Source organism: Streptomyces arenae, assembly GCF_022343545.1.
In the GTDB taxonomy this organism is placed as follows: Bacteria; Actinomycetota; Actinomycetes; order Streptomycetales; family Streptomycetaceae; genus Streptomyces; species Streptomyces humi.
This window is the reverse complement of the sequence record NZ_JAKQYH010000013.1, coordinates 198,842-223,387: the sequence shown is the minus strand read 5'-3', so window position 1 is coordinate 223,387 and position 24,546 is coordinate 198,842. Positions and strand designations below refer to the sequence as shown.

20 protein-coding genes are annotated in these 24,546 nt (G+C 70.9%); 9 read left to right on the top strand and 11 right to left on the bottom strand.

What is annotated here, in order from left to right:
- On the top strand, positions 1-466 hold a 466-nt coding region (locus tag MB828_RS07570), incomplete at its 5' end, for an alpha/beta hydrolase (RefSeq protein WP_301647484.1).
- Between the two features lie 332 nt (positions 467-798).
- Here MB828_RS07570 and MB828_RS07565 read toward each other — a convergent pair.
- From MB828_RS07565 to MB828_RS07555, 3 genes are all read right to left on the bottom strand, one after another.
- Positions 799-1,698, bottom strand: coding sequence for a TIM barrel protein (locus MB828_RS07565; protein WP_301647483.1), 900 nt, complete (start codon positions 1,696-1,698; stop codon positions 799-801).
- 83 nt (positions 1,699-1,781) lie between these two features.
- The gene (locus MB828_RS07560; protein WP_301647482.1) at positions 1,782-2,630 is read right to left on the bottom strand and encodes a TIM barrel protein; all 849 of its coding nucleotides are present in this window, start codon (positions 2,628-2,630) and stop codon (positions 1,782-1,784) included.
- Entirely contained in the window at positions 2,627-3,688 is a 1,062-nt protein-coding gene (locus tag MB828_RS07555) for a Gfo/Idh/MocA family oxidoreductase (protein ID WP_301647481.1), read from the bottom strand. The genes MB828_RS07560 and MB828_RS07555 overlap by 4 nt, the downstream gene beginning before the upstream one ends.
- Before the next feature lie 140 nt (positions 3,689-3,828).
- On the opposite strand from MB828_RS07555, the gene MB828_RS07550 reads away from it, so the two are divergent.
- From MB828_RS07550 to MB828_RS07530, 5 genes are all read left to right on the top strand, one after another.
- Positions 3,829-4,899 (top strand): LacI family DNA-binding transcriptional regulator, encoded by a 1,071-nt coding sequence (locus MB828_RS07550; protein ID WP_301647480.1) that lies wholly within the window; start codon positions 3,829-3,831, stop codon positions 4,897-4,899.
- 248 nt (positions 4,900-5,147) lie between these two features.
- Positions 5,148-6,608, top strand: a complete 1,461-nt coding sequence (locus MB828_RS07545; protein WP_301647479.1) for a sugar porter family MFS transporter — start codon at positions 5,148-5,150, stop codon at positions 6,606-6,608.
- A gap of 424 nt (positions 6,609-7,032) precedes the next feature.
- On the top strand, positions 7,033-8,052 hold the full coding sequence (locus MB828_RS07540) for a sugar ABC transporter substrate-binding protein (protein ID WP_301647478.1): 1,020 nt from the start codon (positions 7,033-7,035) through the stop codon (positions 8,050-8,052).
- Entirely contained in the window at positions 8,052-9,131 is a 1,080-nt protein-coding gene (locus MB828_RS07535; protein WP_301647477.1) for an ABC transporter permease, read from the top strand. Before MB828_RS07540 ends, MB828_RS07535 begins: the two co-directional genes overlap by 1 nt.
- A gap of 4 nt (positions 9,132-9,135) precedes the next feature.
- Positions 9,136-10,062 (top strand): ATP-binding cassette domain-containing protein, encoded by a 927-nt coding sequence (locus MB828_RS07530; protein WP_301647476.1) that lies wholly within the window; start codon positions 9,136-9,138, stop codon positions 10,060-10,062.
- Between the two features lie 1,061 nt (positions 10,063-11,123).
- On the opposite strand, the gene MB828_RS07525 is transcribed toward MB828_RS07530, so the two are convergent.
- Positions 11,124-12,074, bottom strand: a complete 951-nt coding sequence (locus MB828_RS07525) for a hypothetical protein (RefSeq protein ID WP_301647475.1) — start codon at positions 12,072-12,074, stop codon at positions 11,124-11,126.
- Between the two features lie 118 nt (positions 12,075-12,192).
- A complete protein-coding gene (locus MB828_RS07520; protein ID WP_301647474.1) occupies positions 12,193-13,677 on the bottom strand; it encodes an APC family permease in 1,485 nt (494 codons plus the stop codon).
- Between the two features lie 376 nt (positions 13,678-14,053).
- Between MB828_RS07520 and MB828_RS07515 the strand changes: the two genes are divergently transcribed.
- On the top strand, positions 14,054-14,671 hold the full coding sequence (locus MB828_RS07515; protein WP_301647473.1) for a TetR/AcrR family transcriptional regulator C-terminal domain-containing protein: 618 nt from the start codon (positions 14,054-14,056) through the stop codon (positions 14,669-14,671).
- A 315-nt stretch (positions 14,672-14,986) separates the two neighbouring features.
- Here MB828_RS07515 and MB828_RS07510 read toward each other — a convergent pair whose 3' ends face one another.
- Positions 14,987-16,369, bottom strand: a complete 1,383-nt coding sequence (locus MB828_RS07510; protein WP_301647472.1) for an NAD(P)/FAD-dependent oxidoreductase — start codon at positions 16,367-16,369, stop codon at positions 14,987-14,989.
- Between the two features lie 381 nt (positions 16,370-16,750).
- Between MB828_RS07510 and MB828_RS07505 the strand changes: the two genes are divergently transcribed.
- Together MB828_RS07505 and MB828_RS07500 are read left to right on the top strand one after the other, a co-directional pair.
- Positions 16,751-17,716, top strand: a complete 966-nt coding sequence (locus MB828_RS07505) for an Lrp/AsnC family transcriptional regulator (RefSeq protein WP_301647471.1) — start codon at positions 16,751-16,753, stop codon at positions 17,714-17,716.
- Positions 17,717-18,001: 285 nt separating this feature from the next.
- The gene (locus tag MB828_RS07500) at positions 18,002-19,432 is read left to right on the top strand and encodes an amidase (protein WP_301647470.1); all 1,431 of its coding nucleotides are present in this window, start codon (positions 18,002-18,004) and stop codon (positions 19,430-19,432) included.
- Here MB828_RS07500 and MB828_RS07495 read toward each other — a convergent pair.
- The 5 genes from MB828_RS07495 to MB828_RS07475 are packed head-to-tail and all read right to left on the bottom strand — an operon-like array spanning position 19,372 to position 24,541.
- On the bottom strand, positions 19,372-20,115 hold the full coding sequence (locus tag MB828_RS07495) for an amidase family protein (RefSeq protein ID WP_301647469.1): 744 nt from the start codon (positions 20,113-20,115) through the stop codon (positions 19,372-19,374). The genes MB828_RS07500 and MB828_RS07495 overlap by 61 nt on opposite strands.
- Positions 20,112-20,897, bottom strand: a complete 786-nt coding sequence (locus MB828_RS07490) for a TIGR03084 family metal-binding protein (protein ID WP_301647468.1) — start codon at positions 20,895-20,897, stop codon at positions 20,112-20,114. The genes MB828_RS07495 and MB828_RS07490 overlap by 4 nt, the downstream gene beginning before the upstream one ends.
- Before the next feature lie 12 nt (positions 20,898-20,909).
- Positions 20,910-22,448, bottom strand: coding sequence for an AMP-binding protein (locus tag MB828_RS07485; RefSeq protein ID WP_301647467.1), 1,539 nt, complete (start codon positions 22,446-22,448; stop codon positions 20,910-20,912).
- A 49-nt stretch (positions 22,449-22,497) separates the two neighbouring features.
- A complete protein-coding gene (locus tag MB828_RS07480; RefSeq protein WP_301647466.1) occupies positions 22,498-22,953 on the bottom strand; it encodes a hypothetical protein in 456 nt (151 codons plus the stop codon).
- 1 nt (position 22,954) lies between these two features.
- Entirely contained in the window at positions 22,955-24,541 is a 1,587-nt protein-coding gene (locus MB828_RS07475; protein ID WP_301647465.1) for an AMP-binding protein, read from the bottom strand.
- Between the last annotated feature and the right edge of the window lie 5 nt (positions 24,542-24,546).

Sequence of the window (24,546 nt, the reverse complement as noted above, 5' to 3'; positions counted from 1 at the left end):
CCAGGGGATGCTGGACGCCGCGGCCGCCGCGCGTACCGCCGAGGCGGCCGGGGAGGGCGTCGGCACCTTCCCGATCTTCCCCGGTACCGCGGAGGAGGCCCGGGCGATGGGCGGCCGGCACGGTTTCGAGGGCTTCGAGTACTACTGCACCGACCGCGCCCAGCACCCGCGCTCGGCGAAGGAGTTCACCTGGAACAGCCTCGACCGCATCGCGGCCTTCGACCCGTTCCGCTTCATCCACCTCATCGCCCCGCGCCCGCTGCTGATCATCCTCGGCACCGAAGCCGTCACCAGGCACATGGGCGTCGAGGCCTTCACCAGCGCGCAGGAACCCAAACACCTGCACTGGATCGAGGGCGCCAGCCACGTCGACATGTACGACAAGCGCGAGTACGTCGACCCGGCCGTCGCCGAGCTCACGGCCTTCTTCGAGCAGGAGCTCGCGCCGGTCACCGTCGCCGCCTGACACGGCAGCCGCCGCGCCCGACCGGGCCCGGCGGCTCGTCCCGCGACCAGCAGTCGATCCGCTCAACCCTCGCCGACACTGGTCCAAGCGGCTGGGGCGCACATGGCGGCGCACGTCACCGCCCGCCCGCCGCTCCCTTGCCTTCTTGTTGTAGGAATATCCGTCGAGGCTGACTCCCCCGCGTCCACGCTGCACGGGCGCGTGGCCAGTAGCCGAGCGAGCTGACATCGGCCGGGCCCCGCATCAGCCTGGAACCCGTGGACGTACGTTCCGACGGCGGCCGGTGGTCAGCTTCTCGAAGCGATGTCCGGTGTCCTGCCACCGGTGCCGGTTCAGCCGATGGCCGAGTCGCGGAGCGCGCGGCGGGTGCGGCTGGCGACCGGGAGGGGGTGGTCCGGGCTGCAGGGATACATGTCCTGTTCGACGATCACGAAGGTGTCGTCGGGCAGGTGCGCGAGGCCCTCGCCGATCTCCTGGAGGCTGGGCACTCCCTGCGGGGGCTCGCACATGACGCCGAGCTGCACGGCCGTCGCGAAGGGGAGCTGTTCGCGGTCGGCCCTGTCGAGTATCTGTGGGTCGACCTGCTTGAGGTGGACGTACCAGATGCGTTCGGCGTACTCGCGCATGAGCCGGCCGGTGTCCCCGTGCCGGTAGGCGACGTGTCCGGTGTCGAGACACAGGCCGACGAGATCCGGGTCGGTGTCGGCGAGGAAGGCGGCGACCTGCTCGTCGGTCTCCACATGGGTTTCCGCGTGCGGATGGAAGACGAAGCGGGTGCCGGTCTCCTCGTGGAGCGCGCGGGCGAGTTCGGTGGCCCCTTCCACGAGAGCTCGGCGTCCGTCAGCGTCGAGGTCAGCGGGTTCGAGCAGGTTGCCGTTGTGGAGGTCGCGGTACATCGCGGGGAGGAACACGACGTACTGCGCGCCCTGGCTGGCGGCGAGGTGGCCGACCTGGAGCAGTTCCTTGCGGATGCTCGCGTGGGCCTCACGGATGTGCAGGGGGCCGCCGGCGGTTCCGCCGGAGAGTTTCAGGTTGCGACGGCCGAGTTCCTCGCGGAGGACCTCGGGGTCGGTGGGGAGGAAGCCGTAGGGGCCCAGCTCCAGCCAGCCGTACTCGGCGAGGGCGAGTTCGTCGAGGAAGCGGGTCCAGGTGGTCTGGTGCGGGTCCTCGGGGAACCACACCCCCCAGGAGTCGGGGGCGCTTCCGACGCGGGTGCGGGTGCGCGGGTTCATCGGTGTCACCTCGGGTGAAGGGTGCTGCGAATGTTGCGCCGGGCGGCTCTGCCACCCGGCGTACGAACGGAGGACGCGGCCGGTCAGGAAGCGACGACGGCCGCGGTGGAGGCGGCCGCGGCACCGGGAGGGGCCGGCACGGTGATGGCGAAGGCCTCGCGGAAGGCGTCCAGGGCGGCGTCGGAGTCGTCCCGGGCCCAGCCTTCGAGTCCGATGACGCCGGTGTAGCCGATTTCATGCAGGGCGCGTGCGATCGCGGGGTAGTGGATCTCGCCGGTGCCCGGTTCGCAGCGGCCGGGGACGTCGGCGACCTGGATCTCGCCGATGAACGGCAGGGCCTGGCGGCAGAGTTCGACGAGGTTTCCCTCGCCGATCTGGGCGTGGTAGAGGTCCAGGTTCATCCGCAGGAACGGGCTGTCGACGGCGCGGACGAGGGCGAGGGTGTCGGCGGCGCGGGCGAAGGGGGTGCCCGGGTGGTCGACGGCCAGGTTGAGGTTCTCCAGGGTGAAGACCCGGCCCGCGGCCTCGCCGAGTTCCGCGACGCGCCGCAGGGTGTCGGCGGCCGTAAGCCACATGTCGGGCGTGACGACCTCGACCGGACGGACGGGCAGGCCCCTGTCGTCGAGGCCGGTGCCGTGCAGGTTCAGGCGCGGACTGTCGATCCGGGCCGCAGCCTCCAGGGAGGTACGGGCGGAGGAGAGCAGGGCTTCGATGCCGTCGGGGTCGGTGAGGTTGCCGGTGAGGTAGCCGGTCATGGAGGAGAAGGTGGCGCCGGTGGCGGCCAGGGCGTCGAGGTCCTTGGCCGACCAGTCCCAGATCTCGACCTGGAAGCCGCGCTCGGCGATGCGGGTCACGCGCTCGGTGAACGGCAGGTCCCGGTAGAGCATTTCGGCGCTGGCGGCCAGGACGAAGGGCGAAGCGGTCAGGCTCATGCGGACACCTCGGCGATCGTGACGGGGCGGTCGGTCTCCACGCTGCGGATCGCGGCGAGGGCGATGGACAGGGCGCGGCGCGCGTCGTGGCCGGTGACGGCGGCGGGGTTCTTGTCGCGGACGGAGTCGGCGAAGGAGGCCAGTTCGCCGACGTATGCCGCGTGCAGCAGGTCGGTGTCGCGGCGGGCGGTGTCGATGTGGATGCCCTGGGCGCCGTAGAAGGTCATGTTCGTGGTGCGGGCGTCGCCGGCGGTCACCATGCCCTCGGAGCCGAAGACCTCGGCGCGCACGTCGTAGCCGTACAGCGCGCAGAAGGAGGCCTCGGCGGTGGCGATGGCGCCGTTGTCGAAGCGGACGGTCACGACTGCGGTGTCCAGGTGGCCCTGATCCTTGGCGTCGGGGCGGACGAGGGCGTCGGCGGTGGCGTGGACGCTCAGTGGTTCGGCGCCGGGGTTGAGCCAGCACAGGGTGTCGAAGTCGTGGATGAGGGTTTCCAGGAAGATCGTCCACTGCGGAATGCGCGCAGGATCGGCGGTGAACGGGCCCGGGTCACGGGTGAGCGAGCGCAGCAGCTGCGGGGTGCCGATCCGCTGCTCGTCGATCGCGGCGCGGGCGGCGGCGAAGCCGGGCGCGAAGCGCCGGTTGAAACCCACCTGGAGCACGACACCGGCCGCTTCCGCGGCGGCGATCGCGCGGTCCGCGTCCGCCAGGGTCACCGCCATCGGCTTCTCCACGAAGATGTGCTTGCCGGCGCCGGCCGCCGCGACGACCAGATCGGTGTGGGCCCGGGCCGGCGCGGTGATGAGCACACCGTCGATGTCCTGCCGGTCGAGGACCTCGTTCACGTCGGTGGTGGCCAGCGGCGCGCCCAGTTCGGCGGCGAGGCGTTCGGCGGCACCGGGGACCGGGTCGCTGACCGCGGCCAGGGTGACACCGGGAATGTGCCGGGCGACGATCGCGGCGTGGTTCGACCCGATGCGGCCTGCGCCGATCGTGGCCAGGCGCAGCGTGTGGGGGACGGGCCGGTTGCGGCCGGGGGAATTGTCAGCGACGACCATGTCGGTGCTCCCAAAAACTAGTACGTTCTAGTCGGGAAGGTAAACGCACAATGGCAATCGGTCAAGGGGTCGATATGCTCGGCGGAAGGCCGTCCGATCGGGCGGCCGAACCGCATCCGACCAGGTTGGGGAGTGGCGAAGTGACGGAGTCGGACGACGACGCCCAAGACGCCGTCGAGCAGTCGCCCGCCGCTCGGGGCGCCGCCGGCTCCGCACGCAAGGGGCGCCCCACCATGGCCGACGTGGCACGGGCCGCCGGCATCTCCACCGCCCTGGTCTCGATCGTGATCCGTGGGGTTCCCGGAGCCAGTGACGAGACGCGCCGCCGCGTTCTCCAGATCGCCGACGAACTGGGATACGTCCCCGACCAGCGCGCCCAGAAGCTCCGGCGGTCCAGTTCGCGGGTGCTCGGTGTCGTCTTCGAACTCCAGCAACCCTTCCACGGCGACCTCGTCGAGCACCTCTACGCCGCCGCGGCGCAGCACGGCTACGAAGCCGTGATCAGCGCGGTGGCTCCCAGCCGAGCGGAGCCCACGGCGGTCAACGCCCTGCTCCGGGAGCGCTGCGAGGCCGCGATCCTGCTGGGCAGCCGGCTGACCGACGAGGAACTCGAACGCCTGGCCCGCCGGTTGCCGACCCTGCTCGTCGCCCGCCGCAGCGGACTGGCGAGCGTGGGTTCCGTCCGCGGTGACGACATGCTGGGCATCAGGCTCGCCGTCGACCACCTCGTGGGCCTCGGCCACCGCCGGATCGCGCATATCGACGGCGCCGGCGCCCCGGGCAGTTCCGACCGCCGGCTCGGCTTCCTGCAGGGGATGGCGGAACACGGACTGGCCGACTACGCCGATGTGCTCGCGGGCGGCCTGACGGAGGAGGCCGGCGCCGAGGGCATGCGCTACCTGCTGGACCGGCAGGTGCCGCCGCCCACGGCCGTCATCGCCTTCAACGACCGGACGGCCACCGGCGTGCTGGACGTTCTCGCGCACCGCGGCCGCAGCGTGCCTGGGGAGATCTCCGTCGTCGGCTACGACGACTCGCGGTTGGCGAAGATGCCGCACGTGCAGATGACCACCGTCTCCCAGGACGCAGCCGGTATGGCGGACGCCGCGGTGACCGCCGCGCTGGATCTGATCAAGGGCGGCACCGCGCAGGAGACGGTGCTCACGCCCCGCCTCATGAAGCGCGCGACGACCGGCCCTGCGCCCGGCTGAGACGCCTCGGCGGCGTGCACCGGCTCCTCGGCGGAACGCCTCCATAGACATTGCGTCGCCATGGATTCCGAACTACTTCGATCTAATGTCTTGACATTTTCTAGAACGTACTAGTTCCCTAGCTGCATTCCTTCCCACTGTCGGCAGCGCACGGCCGGGCCCCCACCGTACGTGCCGGCCTCCGGGCTGCCCGTGGGAGAGCCGTAGGGAGCGGCCGCCGGGACGGGCGGTCGCTGAGAGGAGCACCCATGCCGACACCCCCCACACGCCTGGCCGATCCCGTCCGGGCCGCGTCACCCGTCAAGGGGAGGCGGTCGATGGCGGCCATCGCCGCCGTCGCGACCCTGGGCGGGCTGACCTTCGGGTACGACACGGGCGTCATCGCCGGTGCACTGCCCTTCATGACCAAATCGAGCCATGAGGGCGGGCTCGGACTGACGCCGGTGACGGAGGGGCTGGTCACGGCCTCGCTGTTGCTCGGCGCCGCCGCGGGCGCGGCGTTCGGCGGCCGGCTGTCCGACCGCTACGGGCGACGCCACAACATCCTCGTCCTGGCCTTCGTGTTCGTCGTCGGGGCGCTGGGCACCGCTCTCGCCCCCGACATCGAAGTCATGGTGGCCGCACGGGTCGTTCTCGGCGTCGCGGTGGGCGCGGCCTCCACCACCGTCCCCGTCTACCTCGCCGAGATCGCTCCCGCCCACTCCCGGGGCCGGATGGTCGCGGTCGACCAGCTCATGATCGTCACCGGCCAGCTCATCGCCTTCAGTTCCAACGCCGCGCTCGCCGCCGCCTACGGCGGGGAGCAGACCTGGCGCTGGATGCTGGCGCTGGCCACCGTGCCCTCCAGCCTGCTCTACCTCGGCATGCTGTTCATGCCCGAGACGCCCCGCTGGTACGTCTCCAAAGAACGCTTCGCCGACGCCCGCCGCACCCTGCTCTGGATCCGCGACGCCGACACCGTCGACGCCGAACTGGCCGAGATGAAGCAGGCCGTGGACCTGGAGCAGCGGGCCGCCCGCACCGGCGCGGGGCGGGCCGAACTGGCCGTGCCCTGGGTGCGCCGGGTCTTCCTGATCGGTCTGGCCCTGGCCGTCATCCAGCAGGTCACCGGCATCAACACCATCATGTACTTCGCCCCCACCACCCTCGAACAGACCGGCCTCGGCTCCCAGGCCGCGCTCACCGCCACCATCTCCGTCGGTGTCGTGGCCGTCCTCGCCTCCACCGCCAGCCTCTACCTCATCGGCAGGGTCGGTCGCCGGCCGCTGCTGCTCACCGGACAGATCGGCATCGTCGCCTCGCTGGTCGCCATCGGCACGGTCTTCGCCGTGCCCGCCCGGGCCGGTACGGACGCCGCGACCTGGCGCAGCTACCTCATCCTGGCCGGGATGCTCGCCTTCCTGGTCTTCCAGCAGGTGGCCGTCTCCCCGGTGACCTGGGTGATGCTCTCCGAGATCTTCCCGCTCGCCATCCGCGGGCTCGGCATGGGCACCTCCGTGCTGCTGCTCTGGCTGGTGAACGCGCTGGTCACCTTCACCTTCCCCATCCTGCTGGCCGGGGTGGGCGGCACCACGACCTTCCTGATCTTCGCAGCCGTCAACGTAGTGGCCGCGGCGGGTGCCGCCCGGACGATCCCGGAGACCCGCAACCGCACCCTGGAGCAGATCGAGGCCCAGTTCCGGGTAACTCCCGGATCACCTCTTCGATAACGTCTATAACGTTCTAGGGGAGATGTCTTGACATGCGCTTCAGTGCCTGGCGTACTAACGGCACTGTTCTAGAACGTTCTAGCCTCAGAGAGGCGAACGCACATGCTCACACCGGCGGTGTGTGCCGGGACGACCTTCCGGCACCGGCCTGCCAGTCGCCCCCGGTCGCTCACCGCACCCCGAACCGGGTGGTGAGCGGTGAGCCCGAGACTGCCACTTCCAAGCTGCCATCGTGTTCGGACGTCGTTACAAAATGATGTCCTGACAAAGCATTGACAGTAAGTGCGGCACGGGATTGGATCCCGTCTCAGCAAAGCGCCGCAAGTGCGGCAAACGGCATGAATCCGACGATCGGATATCGGCCTCTGGATCTCCGCGATCCACTCCCCCGTCTCTCCCCGTCGCACAGTGAGGTGCACGACAGATGGAACTCTCCTCTTCCTCCCGCTCTCGCAGACTGGTCTCCCTGGTGGCCGTGGCGGCTGCGGCGTCCCTGACCCTCGCCGGCTGTTCCAGCAGCTCCGGAGGCAAGAAGTCCGAGGACAACGGCGCTGCCGCCTCCGCGGGCAAGGCCAGCACGCCCCGCATGACGGTCGCGCTGGTCACCCACCAGGCACCCGGTGACACCTTCTGGGACATCGTCCGCAAGGGCGCCGAGGCCGCCGCGGCCAAGGACAACATCAAGCTGATCTACTCGGCCGACCCGAACGCGGGCAACCAGGCCAACCTGGTGCAGAACGCGATCGACCAGAAGGTCGACGGCATCGCGGTCACCCTCGCCAAGCCCGACGCCATGAAGGACGTCATCGCCAAGGCCGTGTCGGCCGGCATCCCCGTCGACGGCCTCAACGCCGGTCTGGGCCAGTGGAAGCAACTCGGCCTCAAGGAGTACTTCGGCCAGGACGAGACCGTGGCCGGCGAGGCGTTCGGCAAGAAGCTGAACACGGAAGGCGCCAAGAACGTCGTCTGTGTCATCCAGGAGCAGGGCAACGTCGCCCTCACCCAGCGCTGCGACGGTGTGAAGAAGACCTTCTCCGGCAAGGTGCAGACGCTGTACGTCAACGGCACCGACATGCCGTCGGTGGCCTCGACGATCACGGCCAAGCTCAAGCAGGACTCCTCCGTCGACCAGGTGGTCACACTCGCCGCGCCGATCGCGATGACCGCCGTGCAGTCGGTCTCCGACGCGAGCAGCAAGGCGAAGATCGCGACCTTCGACCTCAACAAGGACCTGGTGTCCGCCATCCAGAAGGGCACCATCGAGTTCGCCGTCGACCAGCAGCCCTACCTCCAGGGCTACCTCGCCGTCGACGCCCTGTGGCTCTACAAGAACAACGGCAACTACAGCGGCGGCGGCGAGGAGCCGGTCCTGACCGGTCCGGCGTTCGTCGACAAGTCCAACATCGACTCCGTCGCCAAGTTCGCCGCCAACGGGACCCGGTGATGAGTGTGACGCAGCACGCCGAGCCGGCGGTGTCCGCACCGCCGGCCTCCGGCCCCGGCCGTGAGACCGACGGCCGGACCGCACAACGGCCCCTGCTCCTACGCCTGTTGGCCCGCCCCGAAGTGGGCGTGTTCCTCGGCGCCATGGCCGTATGGGTGTTCTTCCTCGTCTCGGCTCCGCCGGTGCGGGACGGCGGTTCGATGGCGAACATCCTCTACCAGTCGTCCACGATCGGACTGCTGGCCATCCCGGTCGCGCTGCTGATGATCGGCGGCGAGTTCGACCTGTCGGCGGGTGTCGCGGTGATCTCCTCCGCGCTCACCGCCTCGATGCTCGCCTACCAGCTCACCCTGAACGTGTGGGCCGGGGTGATCGCGGCACTGGGCGTCTCACTGGCGATCGGGTTCCTCAACGGCTGGCTGGTGGTCAGAACCGGTCTGCCGTCCTTCCTGATCACGCTGGGCACGTTCCTGATCCTCCAGGGTGTCAACCTGGCGGTGACCAAGCTGGTCACCGGAAACGTCGCCACCGACGACATCAGCAACATGTCCGGCTTCGACCAGGCCAAGAAGGTCTTCGCCTCGTCCTTCGAACTCGGCGGCGTCCAGGTCAAGATCACCATCGTGTACTGGCTGGTCTTCGCGGCCATCGCCACCTGGGTCCTGCTGCGCACCAGGTACGGCAACTGGATCTTCGCGGTCGGCGGCAACAAGGACAGCGCCCGCGCGGTCGGCGTCCCGGTGAACTTCACCAAGATCTCGCTGTTCATGCTGGTCGGCTTCGGCGCCTGGTTCGTCGGCATGCACCAGCTGTTCTCCTTCAACACCGTGCAATCCGGAGAAGGGGTCGGCCAGGAACTGATCTACATCTCGGCCGCGGTGATCGGCGGCTGCCTGCTGACCGGCGGCGCCGGCTCGGCGATCGGCCCGGTCTTCGGCGCCTTCATGTTCGGCATGGTGCAGCAGGGCATCGTGTACGCGGGCTGGAACCCCGACTGGTTCAAGGCGTTCCTGGGCGTGATGCTGCTCGGCGCCGTGCTCATCAACTTGTGGGTCAGCCGCACGGCTACCCGGAGGTGACCCCATGACATCCACCCAAGACACCCACGAGGCCGGAACCCACGGCGCCGTCCTCGTCGACACCGCCCAGGACGGCGACGGCGGCCCCATCGTCGAACTGCGCGCCACGGGCAAGTCGTACGGCAACATCCGCGCCCTGCACGGTGTCGACCTCAAGGTCTTCGCCAACCAGGTGACCTGCGTCCTCGGCGACAACGGCGCCGGCAAGTCCACCCTCATCAAGATCATCTCAGGGCTGCACCAGCACACCGAGGGCGACCTCCTGGTCGACGGCGCCCCGGTGCGCTTCAACAGCCCGCGCGACGCCCTCGACAAGGGCATCGCCACCGTCTACCAGGACCTCGCCACGGTCCCGCTGATGCCGGTGTGGCGGAACTTCTTCCTCGGCTCCGAGATGACCAAGGGCCCCTGGCCCCTGCGCCGCCTCGACATCGAGCGGATGAAGCAGACCGCCGACGAAGAGCTGCGCAACATGGGCATCATCCTCGATGACCTGGAGCGGCCCATCGGCACCCTGTCCGGCGGCCAGCGCCAGTGTGTGGCGATCGCCCGCGCCGTCTACTTCGGCGCCCGCGTCCTCATCCTGGACGAGCCCACCGCCGCCCTAGGCGTCAAGCAGTCCGGTGTGGTCCTGAAGTACATCGCCGCCGCCCGCGAACGCGGTCTCGGCGTCATCTTCATCACCCACAACCCGCACCACGCCTACATGGTCGGCGACCACTTCAGCGTCCTGCGCCTCGGCACCCTCGAACTCTCCGCCTCCCGCGACCGGATCGACCTGGAGGAGCTGACCAACCACATGGCCGGCGGAGCCGAACTGGCGGCCCTCAAGCACGAGTTGGCCCAGGTGCGAGGCGTGGACGTGGAGGCGCTGCCGGAAGAGGAGGACGTCGCGGCACCGGCCACCGCCACGGCCGCAGGGAAGCCCTGAGGCGAGGTCCCGAACAACAGGCACTCGGTCACCTGCGCCGCCGTTCAGTCGGCGGGGTGCTCGAGGCCGCGGCTCAGTGAGGCGATGAGGCCGAGGACACGGCTGGCAGCCAAGGCCGGCAGGGCCCACTTGCAGCCGTTGGTCAGGGTGTCCATGGTGCGTGGCGCGAGGCCTGAGACGGTGCCTGCTCAGGCGGCCCGCTTGACGGTGGCGGGCAGGCCGCTGGTCACGATGGTCAGGGCGAGCGCGGTGCTGACCGCGTGACCGGCACTCTGGGACGTCCGCCCCCGACGACGCAGCCCTCGAGACCGTTGCCCACTGCCCCGTACGCCGCTGCTCCGACGTCCCGGACCGGCAGCTCCCCGGCGCCCGCCGCGCGGTGAAAGCCGTCAGCTCACGGGCGCCGGGCCGCGCCATCGACCCTCCTCAGCCCCGGGACGCCGAGCACCATGCGGGTCCACGACTGCGGCACCGAGTCTGCCTGGCGAGCAGGCATCTCCCACGCCGGCGATGCCGTGCGTGCCGGACACCTGGCCGGGTCCCCCGCCGATACCGTTCACGCCATCGGCGCCAACGCCTTCGACCCTCGGCCGAGTACGCGCCCTTCGCGGCAAAGCAGCGCCATGTCGACAAGCCGGTCTCCGTAGTCGTCGCCGACCCCGGCACCGCCCACTTCCTCGTCCAGTTGATGCCGCCCCAGGGCCGGCTGCCGACCGAAGGCTTCTGGCCCGGCGCCCTCTCCTTCATCCTGGCCGCCGGCCCCATCGCCCAGGCCGGCGCCGGCATCACCGGCCGGCCGACACGGCTCTCGAACCGGCCAGCACCCAGCTCGGCGAAACCGTCCACGCCTGGCTCGACGGCGGTCCTACCGGGAACACGCCTTCCGGGATCATCGACCTCACCACGGACACCCCCGCGGCCCTGCGCGAGGGCGCGATCGCGCTGACCGCCGTCCAGGACGCCTTGCGTCTCCTCTGACATGAGGCTGGAGACCGGCTCGAGCAGACCCGAAGACCGACGCAACATTCGTGGCGAACGATTTCACTGACGTCACCAGCGGGTCAGCGGGCCGGGTCTGTCCGCTGCCAGGCGCGGGTGAAGGCGTCCACCGGGTCCTGCCCACCGTGCCCCCACGGGACCGGGGTGACCACGCCGCCGATGGCCTCGAACACCGGGGCGGCCAGGGGCGTCTGCTTGGCCGCGAGCAGCGCGAAGGCCAGGAGGTTGAGGTCGCGCAGCGCCTCGGCGTGCTGGAGGTGGCCGGGGCGGGACCAGAGGGTCAGCCCGTCTCTGAGCACCCCATCCACCTCGTGTCCGGACCAGAACTGGTCGGCCATCATGGCGTTGAGACCGCCCTGTGCGAGCAGCCGGAAGTAGCGGTCGACGAGTGAGACCAGGGGCAGGGCCACCGTCGGTGCGGTGGCGGGCGCGCTGGATCGCACCTGGTCGACGAATTCCATGGCCTGGGCGTGCGAGCCGCATTCGTCGGCCGACAGGTAGCCGAACATCTGCACGTGCGCCTCACGGTGCCAGGGATCACGCGACACGATCTCGTCCCAGACCGGGAACACCTCGTCGGTGGGTCTGCGCCACTGACGCAGCAGTCCCAGCTGGGCCACCCAGGGGCTGGGATCGGAAGGATCCAGCCGGGCCGCTGCCCGGCAGGCGTCCAGGGCGGCGGAGACCTCGTCGTAGGAGAGCGGGGTGCGCGCGCCCCGTGTCATCGCTCCCCAGGCGTACAGGTTCATGGCCTCGGCGCTGTCGGGAGCCTGCTGGGCCCACGACTCCTGCGCGCCCGGCCGGGTCATGGAGGCCAGGACGGCCAGTCGGTGGGAGCGGCGGTCCCAGTCCCGGCCGGTCTCCTTGAGCAGCCGCTCCACGAGTGGTCCGACGACGGGGCGGGCGCGTGCGTTGTTCCTGACGTCCAGCTGGCGGCAGACCTTGCCGAGGTCGGCATCGTCGAGTTCCGGGGCGAGACGGGGGGTTGCTCTTCTACGTCGGTTGAATATCACGGTTCCGGTGGCGGGTCCGATCGGGTTGGGTGGGCGGTACGGGGACGGGTCCGGGCGGACGTGGCGTCGGCTCGGTGCGGGGCGGGCCGTCTGCCCGGACCCGTCCTGTCGGTGGGCGTCAGCCGGCGTCGATCTCGGTCGTGCCCAGCTTCTGGTAGACGTCGGGACGCCGGGCGCGCAGGCGCAGTGCGGCCACCAGGCCGATCGCGAAGACGACCGGGGTGAGGGCGACCAGGGTCAGGTTGACGCCGCCACTCGCACCGGTCAGCAGGTCGAGGCGCTTGGCGACCATCACGGTTCCGGTGGTCAGCAGAACCGCCGCCGCGGCCGGCGCGACGAGCGTGCGCCAGGAACTCTCGCCGCGCTGGGGCGGGTTGCGGCGGAAGAAGACCACGACGGCGACGGCGGCCAGCGCCTGGAGGGTCATGATGCCCACGATCCCCGGGGTGTTCACCCAGAGGAAGAACTCCGAGTAGGGGTCGACACCGCTCAGGACGAACACGGTGACCACGATGGCCGCGAGGACGGACTGGACGACTCCCGCGATCCACGGCGAGCCGTGCGAGAGGTGGACCCGGGCCAGCGGGGAGGGGAAGACCCGCTCGGCGGAGAGCGCGTAGCAGTAGCGGGTGATCGTGTTGTGGAAGGCGAGCAGGGCGGCCAGGAGGCTGGTCACGATGAGGACGCGCTGGATGTCGGACGCCCAACCGCCGACGTGCTTGTCCATGGCGACAAAGAACAGTTCGGAGGGGTTTTCGGCCGCGGCGGCGACGACCCGGTCGCTGCCGAACGCCTGGATGATGATCCATGCGATGAAGGTGTAGAACAGCGCGAGGAAGGTGACGGCGACGTAGGTCGCCTTCGGGATGGTCCGGTCGGGGCGGCGGGCCTCCTCGCGGTAGATCACGGTGGCCTCGTAGCCGATGAAGGCCGCCGCGGCGGTGAGCACCGGGGCGACCATGTCCCCGGTGAACACGTGGGCCGGTGCGAACGAGTCGAAGGTCAGGCCGGTGGCTCCGCCGTCGATCAGTACCGCCACGGCGAGCAGCAGCAGGATGGCCGTCTCGGCGATGAGGAGGGCCGCGAGGACCTTGGCACCCAGGTTGATCGAGCGGAACCCGAGGAACCAGACGATGACGATGCCCAGGAACGAGTAGACCGGCCAGGGCAGATCGATGCCGGCCATGTCGTCCAGCGTGGTGGCCGAGAAGAAGCCGAAGGCCCCGTACATGCCGATCTGCATGGCGTTGTACGAGAACGCGGCCAGGTACGCGGCGCCGACGCCGGCGGGGCGTCCGAGGCCTCGCGCGATGTACGAGTAGAAGGCTCCCGCGTTGCGGATGTAGGGGGTCATGGCGGTGAAGCCCACCGAGAACAGCAGGAGGGTCACGCCGACCGCGAGATAGCTGGCGGGCGCTCCGATACCGCCGAGGAGGATGGCGAGCGGTGCCACTCCGGCCATGACGGTGAGCGGGGCCGCGGCGGCGACCACGAAGAACACGACGTCGCTGACGCCGAGCAGGTTGCGCTGCAGGTGCGCGCCGGCCTCCGCATCGACGCCCGCTGTCGACGGGGGAGCCGGAGGCACGTAGTTGTGGGTCATGAAGGTCTGTCTCCACGAAGGGCGAATGGGTCACCGGCGACCGGGAGGCCTCGGTCTCGTGGACATGGCGGCCGGGCGACGGTGGATATCGGTCACTGGTGCCGTGGGCGGCAGAGCCGCGGGCCGTGGATGAAGCAGGGCCCTGGAACACGGCCTGGTGTACGGCCGCGCTGCAGTGCTGCCGCAGGGCGAGCCGTGCACCCGGGGCAACAAACTGAAAGGCATTCAGTACGGCTAATCTAAGGACATCACCGCCTGTGGGGAAGTCTTTACTGAATGACATTCGGTAACGATCGGCTAACGGCGGGTGTCCGCGAAAGGCGGCAGCGCACCTCCTCCCCGCGGACGTATCCGACCCGGACCGTGAAGGAGCCCGATGGGACGCCCCAGGACGCCCTTGCTGGATCGCGCCGTCATCGGCAGGGCGGCCCTGCGACTGGCCGACCAGGAAGGCTCCCTGACCATCCCGGGACTCGCCAGGTCCCTGGGCGTGGCCCCGTCCGCCCTCTACCACCACGTGACGGGCCGGGACGAGATCATCGCGCTCATGCGTGAGGAACTGCTCCGCGAGACCGACATGGAGGAGCCCTACTCCGGCACGTGGGAGCAGGTTCTCGACCAGTGGGCCCGGGCCTACCTGAACGGCTTCGCGGCTCACCCCGGCGCCGTCCCGGTCCTGGCGGTGGCGCCGCTCTCCGAGACGTTCATGCACACGGTGTACGACAACGTCGCGCGGTCCCTCTCCGACGCCGGCTTCCCCCTCCCCCAGGTCATGCCCCTCATCACCGCCCTGGAGAGCTTCGTGCTCGGCTCGGCCCTGGACCTGGTCGCACCCGCGGTCATGCTCTCGAAGGTCGACCACGACTCCGCCCCGTACCTGAGCGCCGCACTCGACGGCACCGCCGGTGGCGAGCAGCGGGCCACCCAGGCCTTCGAGACAGGCCTGCGCGCGATGCTGAAGGGATTCGCGGCCGTGCTGGACGAGAGGCCGTGACCGGACGGTTCGCCGGTCCCGCTTCCCGCCGCTCGGCTACCCGAGGATGGGCCGACCGAGCGCCGCTGTCGTGGGCCTCTCGGCGTGCCGTGTCCACGGCGGCCCTCGTGACCGCGCGCGGTGCGCACCGCCTGAGACGACCGCCCCACGTACGCGCGGGGCGGAGCACGTCGTACGGTGTTCGCCACGACCGGCGCCCGAAGCAGGTGTGCCCGCTCCGCGGTGCGGCCTTGCGGTAGGTCCTCATCCACCGTGGGCGGTCGGTTCCGCCATGTCCAGGAAACGTTCCGTCAGGCGGAACACCTCCCGGCGCTGTCACGAGTCGAACCCGAGCCCGAGGCGGTCGAGGAGCTTCAGCCACAGCGGCCGACGGCCGGTCTCGTCCTCCCGGGCCATGGCCCGGCGGGTCAGCTGGATGCCCGCCCAGGCGAACGGCTCGGGCGGGAAGGGCACCGGCCGTTCCCGCACCATGCGCAGGCGGGTGCGTTCGGTGTCTTCGCCGGCCAGCAGGTCCAGCATGACGTCGGCGGCGAACCGGGAGGCCCCGACGCCCAGTCCGGTGAATCCGGCGGCGTGGGCGACCCGGCCGCCGTGCGTGACGCCGTAGAACGCGGTGAACCGTGAGCAGGTGTCGATGACACCGCCCCAGCGGTGGGTGAACCGCACCCCGGCCAGCTGGGGGAAGGTCTCGAAGAAGTGCCGGGCCAGCAACTGGTGTGTCTGCTCGCGCTGTTCGTACTCCGGCCGGATGCCCCGGCCGAAGTGGTAGATCGCGTCGTAGCCGCCCCACAGGATGCGGTTGTCCGGGGTGCGCCGGTAGTAGTGGAACTGGTTCCCGAGGTCGGTGATGCCGTAGGGCGCGGCCCAGCCGATCGACTCCCACTGCTCGGGGGTGAGGGGCTCGGTCGCGAGCACGTGGTCGTAGGCCGGGACGACCGCCAGGGACCTGGCCCCGAGCAGCGAGGTGAAGACGTTGGTGGCCAGCACCACGCGACCGGCGCGGACGCGTGCGGCGTCGCACACCGCCGTCACCCCCTCCTGGCTCGTGCGCAGCCTCCTGACCCGGGTGTTCTCGGCGATGCGTACCCCGAGCGACTCTGCGACTCGGGCCAGCTCCCAGGCCATGCGCGCGGGATCCACGGTCGCCGAACTCTCGGTGTGCAGCCGCCCCGCGAGGTAGGTCGGCGAACCGACGAGTCCGCGTACGGCGTCCCGGTCCAGATAGCCGTCGGTGCCGGGCTCCAGGGCCGCCACGGTGTGCGGGCGGGTGGCCACGGCGAGGACCCCACCGGGTGTGTACGCGCACTCCATGCAGTATCTCTCGACCGTGGCGGCGATACCGGCGAGGTTCTCCGCGCCCAGCCGTTCGAGGAGCGGGTACTCCTCGGGCCACCGGTTGAGCCCGTTCGCCTCGCCGTGGGTGAGGCTGGCCTCGCAGAAACCGCCGTTGCGTCCCGTGGCGTGCTCCGCGACGCGGTCGCCCTCGACGAGGAGCACCTCGCGCTCAGGGTTCCGCTCCTTGGCGCGCACGGCCGCCCACAGGCCGGTGAAGCCGCCGCCGATGATCAGCAGGTCGGTGCTGGTCTCCCCGGTCAGGGGCGGTCGTGGAGCGGGACGGCCGGGCGTGTCCAACCAGAGCGGGACGGGCCTGGCCTCGGCCAACGCCTCTTCGACGGACAGCTCGCGGTCGGTGGCCATGGGACTCCTGTCAGCCTCCGGGGAGGCGCGGTGGTGTGCTGCGGGGAGGAAGGGCGGCCGCGACCCGAGGACGCCGGGAACACCCCTGGCCGAGCGGAAACAGACACGGACGTGCGAGCGCGCGGTGAGCGTGCGGTGGTCTCCGCGCTGTGCACGGCCTCACTTCGGCGGTCGTGACCGGCGCCCGGTGGATCAGGGCACGAGCCCGTCCGCATCACCAGGGACGGCGGACTCGAACAGCGTGTGTGGTCCGCGAACACAACCTCGCCCGAGGCCACTTGAGGGATGCAATCCTCTCGCGCCCCTTATGGTCAATGGTGTTGTCATAAGTGCAGCGACACCGCCGAGGGGTTGGACCACTGCTGACTAGGCTTGCCCTCCGTGAGCGCGAACGAGCATGGCCTGGACGCCCTGGACCGGCGGATCGTGGCCGCACTGCAGGTCGACGGGCGGGCCGGCTGGAGCACTGTCGCCCGGGTCCTCGGCGAGTCCGAACGGACGGTGGCCCGTCGCGGCCGGCGCCTGCTGGCCGAACGGCTCGTCACCGTCGCGGCACTCGTGGCCACCGGGGAGACCGTCGTCGTCCGGTTCGACTGCTCCCCGGACACTGTCGTCACCGCGGCACGAGCCGTGGCCCTGCGGCCTGACTCGATCTTCACCTATCTACTGAGCGGCGCGGGCGACTGTGTGGCCGAGCTCCAGTGCCCGGCCGACCGCCTCGCGGCGCTCACACTCGACGACCTGCCCCGGCTGCCCGGCCTGACGGCCAGAGCCGTGACACCGGTGCTGCGCTACCACCGGACGGTCCGCGGCTGGCAACCCGGGATCCTGACTCCGGACGAGGTCGCCGGGCTGCACCGCTTCCCGGACCGGGACGACCTCTCGGCGAGCGCGCCCGAGGCCGTCCTGGACCCCGACGAACGGAAGATCGTCGCCGCCCTCGCGGCGGACGGCCGTCGTCCGTACGAGGAACTCGCGGCGCTCGCCGGCATGTCCGAGGCCACGGCACGCAGGCGGGTCGAGGCACTGCTCCAGGCCGGCGTCATCAGCATTCGCGCGTCCGTCGACCCCGCGCTGCTCGGGCTTCCGGTGGAGGCGCTGCTCTGGCTGCGCACCCGCCCCGACGCGATCGAGCGGATCGGCACGCTGGCCGCCCGTGATCCGCTGGTGCGCTACGCGGCGGTCGTCACCGGCGAACACCAACTGCTCGTGCATGTCACGCAGCCGTCCAGGGCAGCCCTGCTGGACTGTCTGGGCAACGCCGACTGGATGAGGGAGGCGACAGCGGCGGAGACCCAGCTGGTGATCCGGGCCCTCAAGCGCAGCGGAACACCGACCGGCGACTGAATCAGCCATCACACTAGCTGACATGAAATATACAGTCAGCCATTGCCGTCATCTTGACTATTCAGGCCGAACGACTTCACGATGATGACAGTTCCGGCACCCGGGCGTCCGGGGCCGCCGTCGGTGCGCCGCCCGTTTTCCCTCCTCCGCCCGCCCCGGCTTCCGCGGCGCGCTCACCACAGCGGCCATGCCGCTTCGGACCGCTCGTGGGCGGCTTTCCGCATGCTTGAACCAGGGGCCGCACCGCGTTCGGCCGCAGCTCACTCGCGACCAGAAAGGCACCTCGTGCACGACATCGTCGCCCTCGACGCCGTATCGCTGTCCCGGGCCGTCCGGCAGCGCGCCCTCTCCTGTGTCGAGGTCATGCAGGCCTATCTGGAGCACATCGAACGCGTGAACCCACCCGTGAACGCGATCGTCGGCCTGCAGGATCCGGAACTCTCCCTCGCCCAGGCCCGTGAGCGGGACGAACAGCTGGACAGAGGCGAGTACCTGGGGTGGATGCACGGATTCCCGCACGCGGTCAAGGACCTCGCGGCCGCGGCCGGGCTGCCCTTCACCATGGGCTCCCCGCTGTTCGAGGACCAGGTGGCCACCGAGGACGAGCTGTTCGTGGCCCGGCTGCGGGCCGCCGGTGCGGTCTTCGTCGGCAAGACCAACACGCCCGAGTTCGGGCTTGGTTCCCAGACCTACAACCCGGTCTGGGGAACCACCGGCAACGCCTACGACCCGGTCCTGACCGCGGGCGGCAGCAGCGGTGGTGCGGCGGCAGCCGTGGCCCTGCGGATGGTGCCGGTCGCGGACGGCAGCGACTTCATGGGGTCGCTGCGCAACCCCGCAGCCTTCAACAACGTCTTCGGCCTGCGCCCCAGCGCGGGACGGGTCCCCGAGCCCGGCTTCCTCGTCTCGCCCGCGGTGGTGGGGCCCATGGCTCGTACCACCGAGGACCTGGCCGCTCTGCTGTCCGTGATGGCCGGAGCCGACCCCGGTACGCCCCTGGCCAACAGTGAGGATCCCGCCGTCTTCACCCGGTCACTCGAACGCGACTTCCGGGGCACGCGGATCGCCTGGGTCGGGGACTGGAACGGTCATCTGGCCACCGAGCCAGGGTTGTTGGAGCTGTGCGAGTCCTCCTTCGCCGTCTTCGAGTCCCTGGGGTGTTCGGTGGAGGGCGCGCTTCCCGACTTCTCCCCGGAACGGATCTGGGAGACCTTCCTGACCTGGCGCTGGTGGGGCAACGCGGCGGCCGGACACGACTTCCACCGGCACGAGGAGCGGCGTGCACGGCTCAAGCCCGAAGCCGTCTGGGAGATCGAGAACGGACTCCGGCTGAGCGGACTCGACGTCTCCACGGCGGCCGCGGCCCGGGCCGAGCTCTACGCGGCGGTGCAACGGCTCTTCGAGAGGTACGACTTCGTCCTCGCCCCTTCGGCACAGGTCTTCCCGTTCGACAAGAAGGTCCATTGGCCCACCGAGATCGACGGCCGGCCGATGGACACCTACCACCGGTGGATGGAGACCGTGGCCTGCTGGTCGCTGACCGGGCTGCCGGTACTGGGCATGCCGGTCGGCTTCGGGGCACGAGGACTGCCCATGGGGGTCCAGTTGATCGGGAGGCACCAGGCGGACCTGGCGGTGCTCCAGCTGGGCCACGCCTACGAGCAGGCCACCCACTGGGTGGACCGGACTCCCCCGCCGTCGGTCGTCGGCGCCTGACTGACCGTGCGACCCCGGGCCGGCTCCCGGGGGCGCACGGCGGCAACCACCGGTCCAGCGCCGGGGCGAAGCGCTCGGTGCGGGCTTCGATCGTCTCGGCCGCCGCCGAAATGCCGCTCTCGTCGAACCGGCCGCCGATGAGCTGGACGCTCGTGGGCAGGCCGTCCGACAGCAGGGTGGGCACGCCTGGCGGCTCCGCCGCTGGAGCCGCCCGGAGTACGGCCGGCGTCCCAGGGGTTGAGGGTGCTCCCGTGCGCGGCGTTCGCCGTGAACCGGCGGAGCAAGAACGCGGGCGCGTTGCCACGGCCGAGCAGGATCGCCCCGGCGTCGCGCAGAGCGGCCACGCACGCGGCGCCCTCCGACGCGGGTGGAGCGGCCTTGAACACATCCACGCCATGGGTGGAGACGTGGCCGCGTTGATCGGTGTTGATCTTGACCGAGACCGGTACGCCGTGCAGCGGTCCGAGCGGGTCGTCGGCGGCCACGGCGCGGCCGGCCTGTCGTGCCTGCTCCAGCGCCTCGTCCGGGCGGACCTCCACCAGGGCGTTCAGGTGCGGGCTGGTCTGCTCGACACGGTCTGGGAACGACCGCCCGACGTCCTCGGCGCTGACCTCGCGGCTGCGGACGGCGGCCGTCAGGTCAGCGGCGGTGCGCGCCCCAAGGGGTGCGGTGGACTTGCTCAACCCCTTCTGCCGGATGGGGAAGCGGCCGACGGCGGGCCCGCGAAGACCTGGGCGAACCGCAGCCATCGGCCCGCCTCGTCGCCCAGGGTCAGCAGACGGGTCCGCTCGGGGGTCCTGCGCCGGGTGACGACGAGGCAGAAGTCCTGGGCGCTGCCTTCCACCCGGCAGGCCGCCTCCGGCGGTCCCCAGGTCCACACCTGGCCGTCCGGCGCGGAGAGCCCCACCCGGACCGGTGTCCCGGGCGGCTCGACGCCGTTGACGGTGTAGCTGAACTCCCGAGTTCCTACGCCGAGATGGGCGATGTGCCGCAGACGTGCGGTCGGCTCGCGGGTGACGCCGAGGGCGTCGGCCACATCCTGGCCGTGGGCCCAGGTCTCCATGATCCGGGCGGTCAGACAGGTGGCCGCGCTCATAGGCGGCCCGTACCAGGGCAGCCGTGCCCGCGGGTCGAGTTCGGCGAACACCTCGATCAGCCGGCGGCGGGCCCGGTCGTACCAGTCGAGGGCGTCCGCCCCGGACAGCGAGCGGTGGCGGGCGGCGATGTCGTCAGGGGTCGGCTGCGGCTGGCGGGCGGCCTCCGCGGCGAACCGCTCCGGGTGGCAGGCCGCCATCACCGCGGCCTCGTCGTAGTGGGCGAGGTGGGTCAGCTGGTCCAGGACCGACCAGCCGGCCGCCGGTGTGGGCAGCCGCCAGCCGGTCTCGTCCAGCGGCGCGACCAGCCGCCGTAGATCCGCCGACTCCGCGTCGAGGTCCTCGGTGAGCCGGTGCGGGAAGACGGCCATGTCTGCCTCCTGTCAGGGGTTGACGCGGTGCGCCGCGCGCTCGCGCAACGGCGCTTTGAGGACTTTGCCCGTGGCGTTGCGGGGCAGGTCGTCGACGACGGTCACCGAAGCCGGCACCTTGTAGGCGGCCAGGTGCTCCTTGCACCACCGCACCAGGTCGTCCGGACGCGGCTCGGTGCCCTTCACCGGTACGACGAAGGCGGCGCCCGACTCGCCCCAGCGGGCGTGCGGGGTGCCGACGACCGCCGCCTGCGACACCTCGGGATGCTCGTGCAGGACGTTCTCCACCTCGGCGGGGTACACGTTCTCCCCACCGGAGATGTACATGTCCTTCCAGCGGTCGACCAGGACGAGCATGCCGTCCTCGGTGACGGCCGCCGCGTCGCCGGTGCGCAGCCAGCCGTCGGCGGTGAAGGCCTCGGCGGTGGCCTCGGGTGCGCGCCAGTACCCGGGGGTTACCAGCGGACCGTTGACCTGCAGCTCGCCGGTCTGGCCGGGGGCCGCGTCCACGCCGTCCGAGGTCCGTACCCGGCAACGGGCGTACAGGGTCGGGATGCCGATGACGCCGGGGGCGGCATCGTGGTCCGGGGGCACGCTGGTGACGCAGGCGCCTGCCTCGGTGATGCCGAAGACTGGCGTGAGCGGGACACCGAGTTCCTTCCAGTGGCCCAGCAGCGCGGACGGCACCGGGGAGCCACCGACCACCGCCGTGAAGGGACGCAACTCGGCGGAGTCGAAGTCCGGGAGCTGCTGCATGAACTGGTAGTTCGCCGGTACCCCGCAGAAGTGCGTGACCGGGGTGCCGGTGTCGGTGAGCAGGGCCAGGGTGGTCGCCGCGTCGAAGGCACGGGCCACCACGACGGTGCCGCCGGCGTACAGCACGGGGTTGGCGAAGAGGTTGAGTCCGGCCACGTGGAAGAGGGGCAGTACGGTGAGCGCCCGGGAGGCACCGGAGACGCCGTGGGCGACCAGGATGCCGAGCATGCTCGCGAGCATGGACCGGTGGGTGATCTGGACGCCTTTGGGACGGCCGGTGGTGCCGGAGGTGTAGATGATCGCCCACACCGCGTCCTCCTCGACTCGCGCCGCCGTCCAACCGGGCGGCAGCGGTGCGGTGGCCCACTCCTCGTAGGGGTCGGGGGCCGCCTTTCGGTCGGTCCAGCCGAGTACGGTCGGCACCGGCGTCCCGGCCGCGATCCGGGCGGCCACCTCGCTGCCTGGGGCGTCGTGCAACAGGACGGTGGGCTCGGCGTCCGCGACGATCGCGGCGAGTTCCGAGGCGGTCAGTCGCCAGTTGAGCGGCACCATCACGGCACCGATGGCAGCGCACGCGTACAGGACCTCGAAGAGGCGCGGGTCGTTGCGGGACAGCACCGCGACCCGGCTCCCCCGGCCCACTCCGTTCACGGTGAGGGAGTGCGCGAGTGAGTCCACCCGTGCGGCGAGTGCGGCGTACGAGGTGGTCCGGCCCGTGTCCAGATCGACGAGCGCAGTCCGGTCCGGGACGCGCCGGGCGTGGTGGCGGATCCATGAGGCGGTGGGCTGGTGCATGGATGTCCTCTTTCCGAGGACGGGCACGGCGACGGGCCCGTCCATATGGTCAGGCGCCGGGGACCCGGTCGAGATCGGGGTCGCACCGGGTGACCCAGGCCGGTTCCCAGGTCAGCAGGGTGAGTTCGGCGGAGCCGAGGTCCACGTCGACGACCTGGCGAAAGCCCGCGGTCTCAGCGGCGGCGATGCGCGGGCCGTCGGCGGCAGGGGCCGCCAGCACCAGGCGGCGGCACCGGGGGTCGGCGGCGCCCAGGGCAGCGGTGAGGACGGTCAGCATCTCGCCGAGCGCGTGGTCGGCGAGGTCGTCCGCCCGGATCTCGATGTCGTGCAGGCCCACCGGGTAGGCGTCGCGGAACCGGCCGACGGCACAGCGCTCCAGCTGGATCCGGACACCGCCCGGCTGGCCCGTCGTCCACAGCTCCTGGGAGTGGCGGCCGAGCCGGGTGGCCCGGGCCGACCACGGCGGGGGTAGGTGGACCTCGGGCAGGTGCGGTACCGGGATCATGTCACTCCTTCTCGGCGGCGACCTGCCGAATGGCAGGCTTGTTGAGCTTGCCGGAGCCGTTGCGCGGCATGGTCTCGACGATCTTCAGGCGGCGCGGGAGCTTGTACCGGGCCAGGTGGCGGGCCGCGTGGTCGCGCACGTCGTCGAGGGTGATCCGGGTGTCCGGGGCGACCGTGACCACCGCGGCGACGGTCTCACCCCACTGCGGGTCCGGCACCCCCACCACGGCCACGTCCAGGACGCCCGGCATGGTCGCGAGCGCGTGCTCGACCTCGGCGGGGTAGACGTTCTCGCCGCCGCTGATGATCATGTCTTTGAGGCGGTCCACGACGTAGAGACAGCCGTCCTCGTCGAGGTAGCCGATGTCACCGGAGTGGAACCAGCCCTCGGCGTCGTACGCGGCCGTGGTCGCATCGGCATTGTTCCAGTAGCCGGCCGCCACGTTGGGGCCCCGGACCACGATCTCGCCCCGCGTGTTCGGCTCGACGGGCTCGTTGCTGAGCACGTCGACCACTCTGACCTGGGTGTACGGCATGGGGATGCCCGCCGAGCCGGCCTTGTCGAGGGTGCGCTCGGCCGGGAGGTGAGTGGCGAACGGCGCGGTCTCGGTCAGCCCCCACGCCTGCTGGAGCAGCAGACCGCGGTCGGCGAACTGCCGGACCAGGGACGGCGCGACCGGGGCGCCCGCGACCACGACGGCCCGCAGGTGGCCGAGGTCGTGGTCGAAGAAGCCGGGAACCCGGGCGAGCGCGTTGAACATCTGGGGCACGCCGAACATCGAGTTGGCCTTCAGGCGCACGAGGTCGTCGGCGCAGGCCTGGGGTTCGAAGGTGCGGCGTACGGCGACCGTGCCGCCGCGGGTGAGGATGCGCAGGGCGAAACTGTTGAGGGCGCCGATGTGGAACAGGGGCGCGGCGGCGTAGGTGGTGTCGCCCCGCCGGGTGTCGAGGTGGAGTTCGACGTTGACCGAGTTCCACCAGGCGTTGCCGTGGGTGAGGACGACGCCCTTGGGGGTTCCGGTGGTGCCGGAGGTGAACATCAGGATGGCCGGGTCGTCGGCGTGCTTGGCGGTGACGGCCGCGGTGGGTCCGGCGGCGGCGATCAGCGCGGCCCAGGGCTCCCAGTCGCCGTCCGGTGCGCCGGCCGGCACCTCGGGGTCGTCGTCGACCAGCAGGAGGCGGCTCAGGGAGGTCTTGTCACGCACCCGGTCGACGCTCGCTCGATGGCCTTCCTCGCAGACGATGATCCGGGAGCCGCTGCTCTCCAGGACCTGGGCGAGTTCCGGGTCGGCGAGCCGGAAGTTCACCGGGACGAACAGTGCGCCGATCCGGAAGGCGGCGAGCATGGTGACGAAGAAGGCGGTGCTGTTGAGGCCCAGGTAGGCGACGCGGGCGCCGTCGCGGGTGCCGCCGTCAGCGAGGACGGTCGCGAGACGGGCGGACTTGTCGTCGAGTTCCGCGTAGGTGAGGTCGCCGCCCGGGTAGTCGAGGACGACGGTGTCCGCGTGGTACCGGGCGTTGCGGGCGACGGCCGCGGCCGGGTTCAGGTCGACTCCGAGGCCGGAGTTGTGCGGGTGGGGCGTGGTCACGGTGG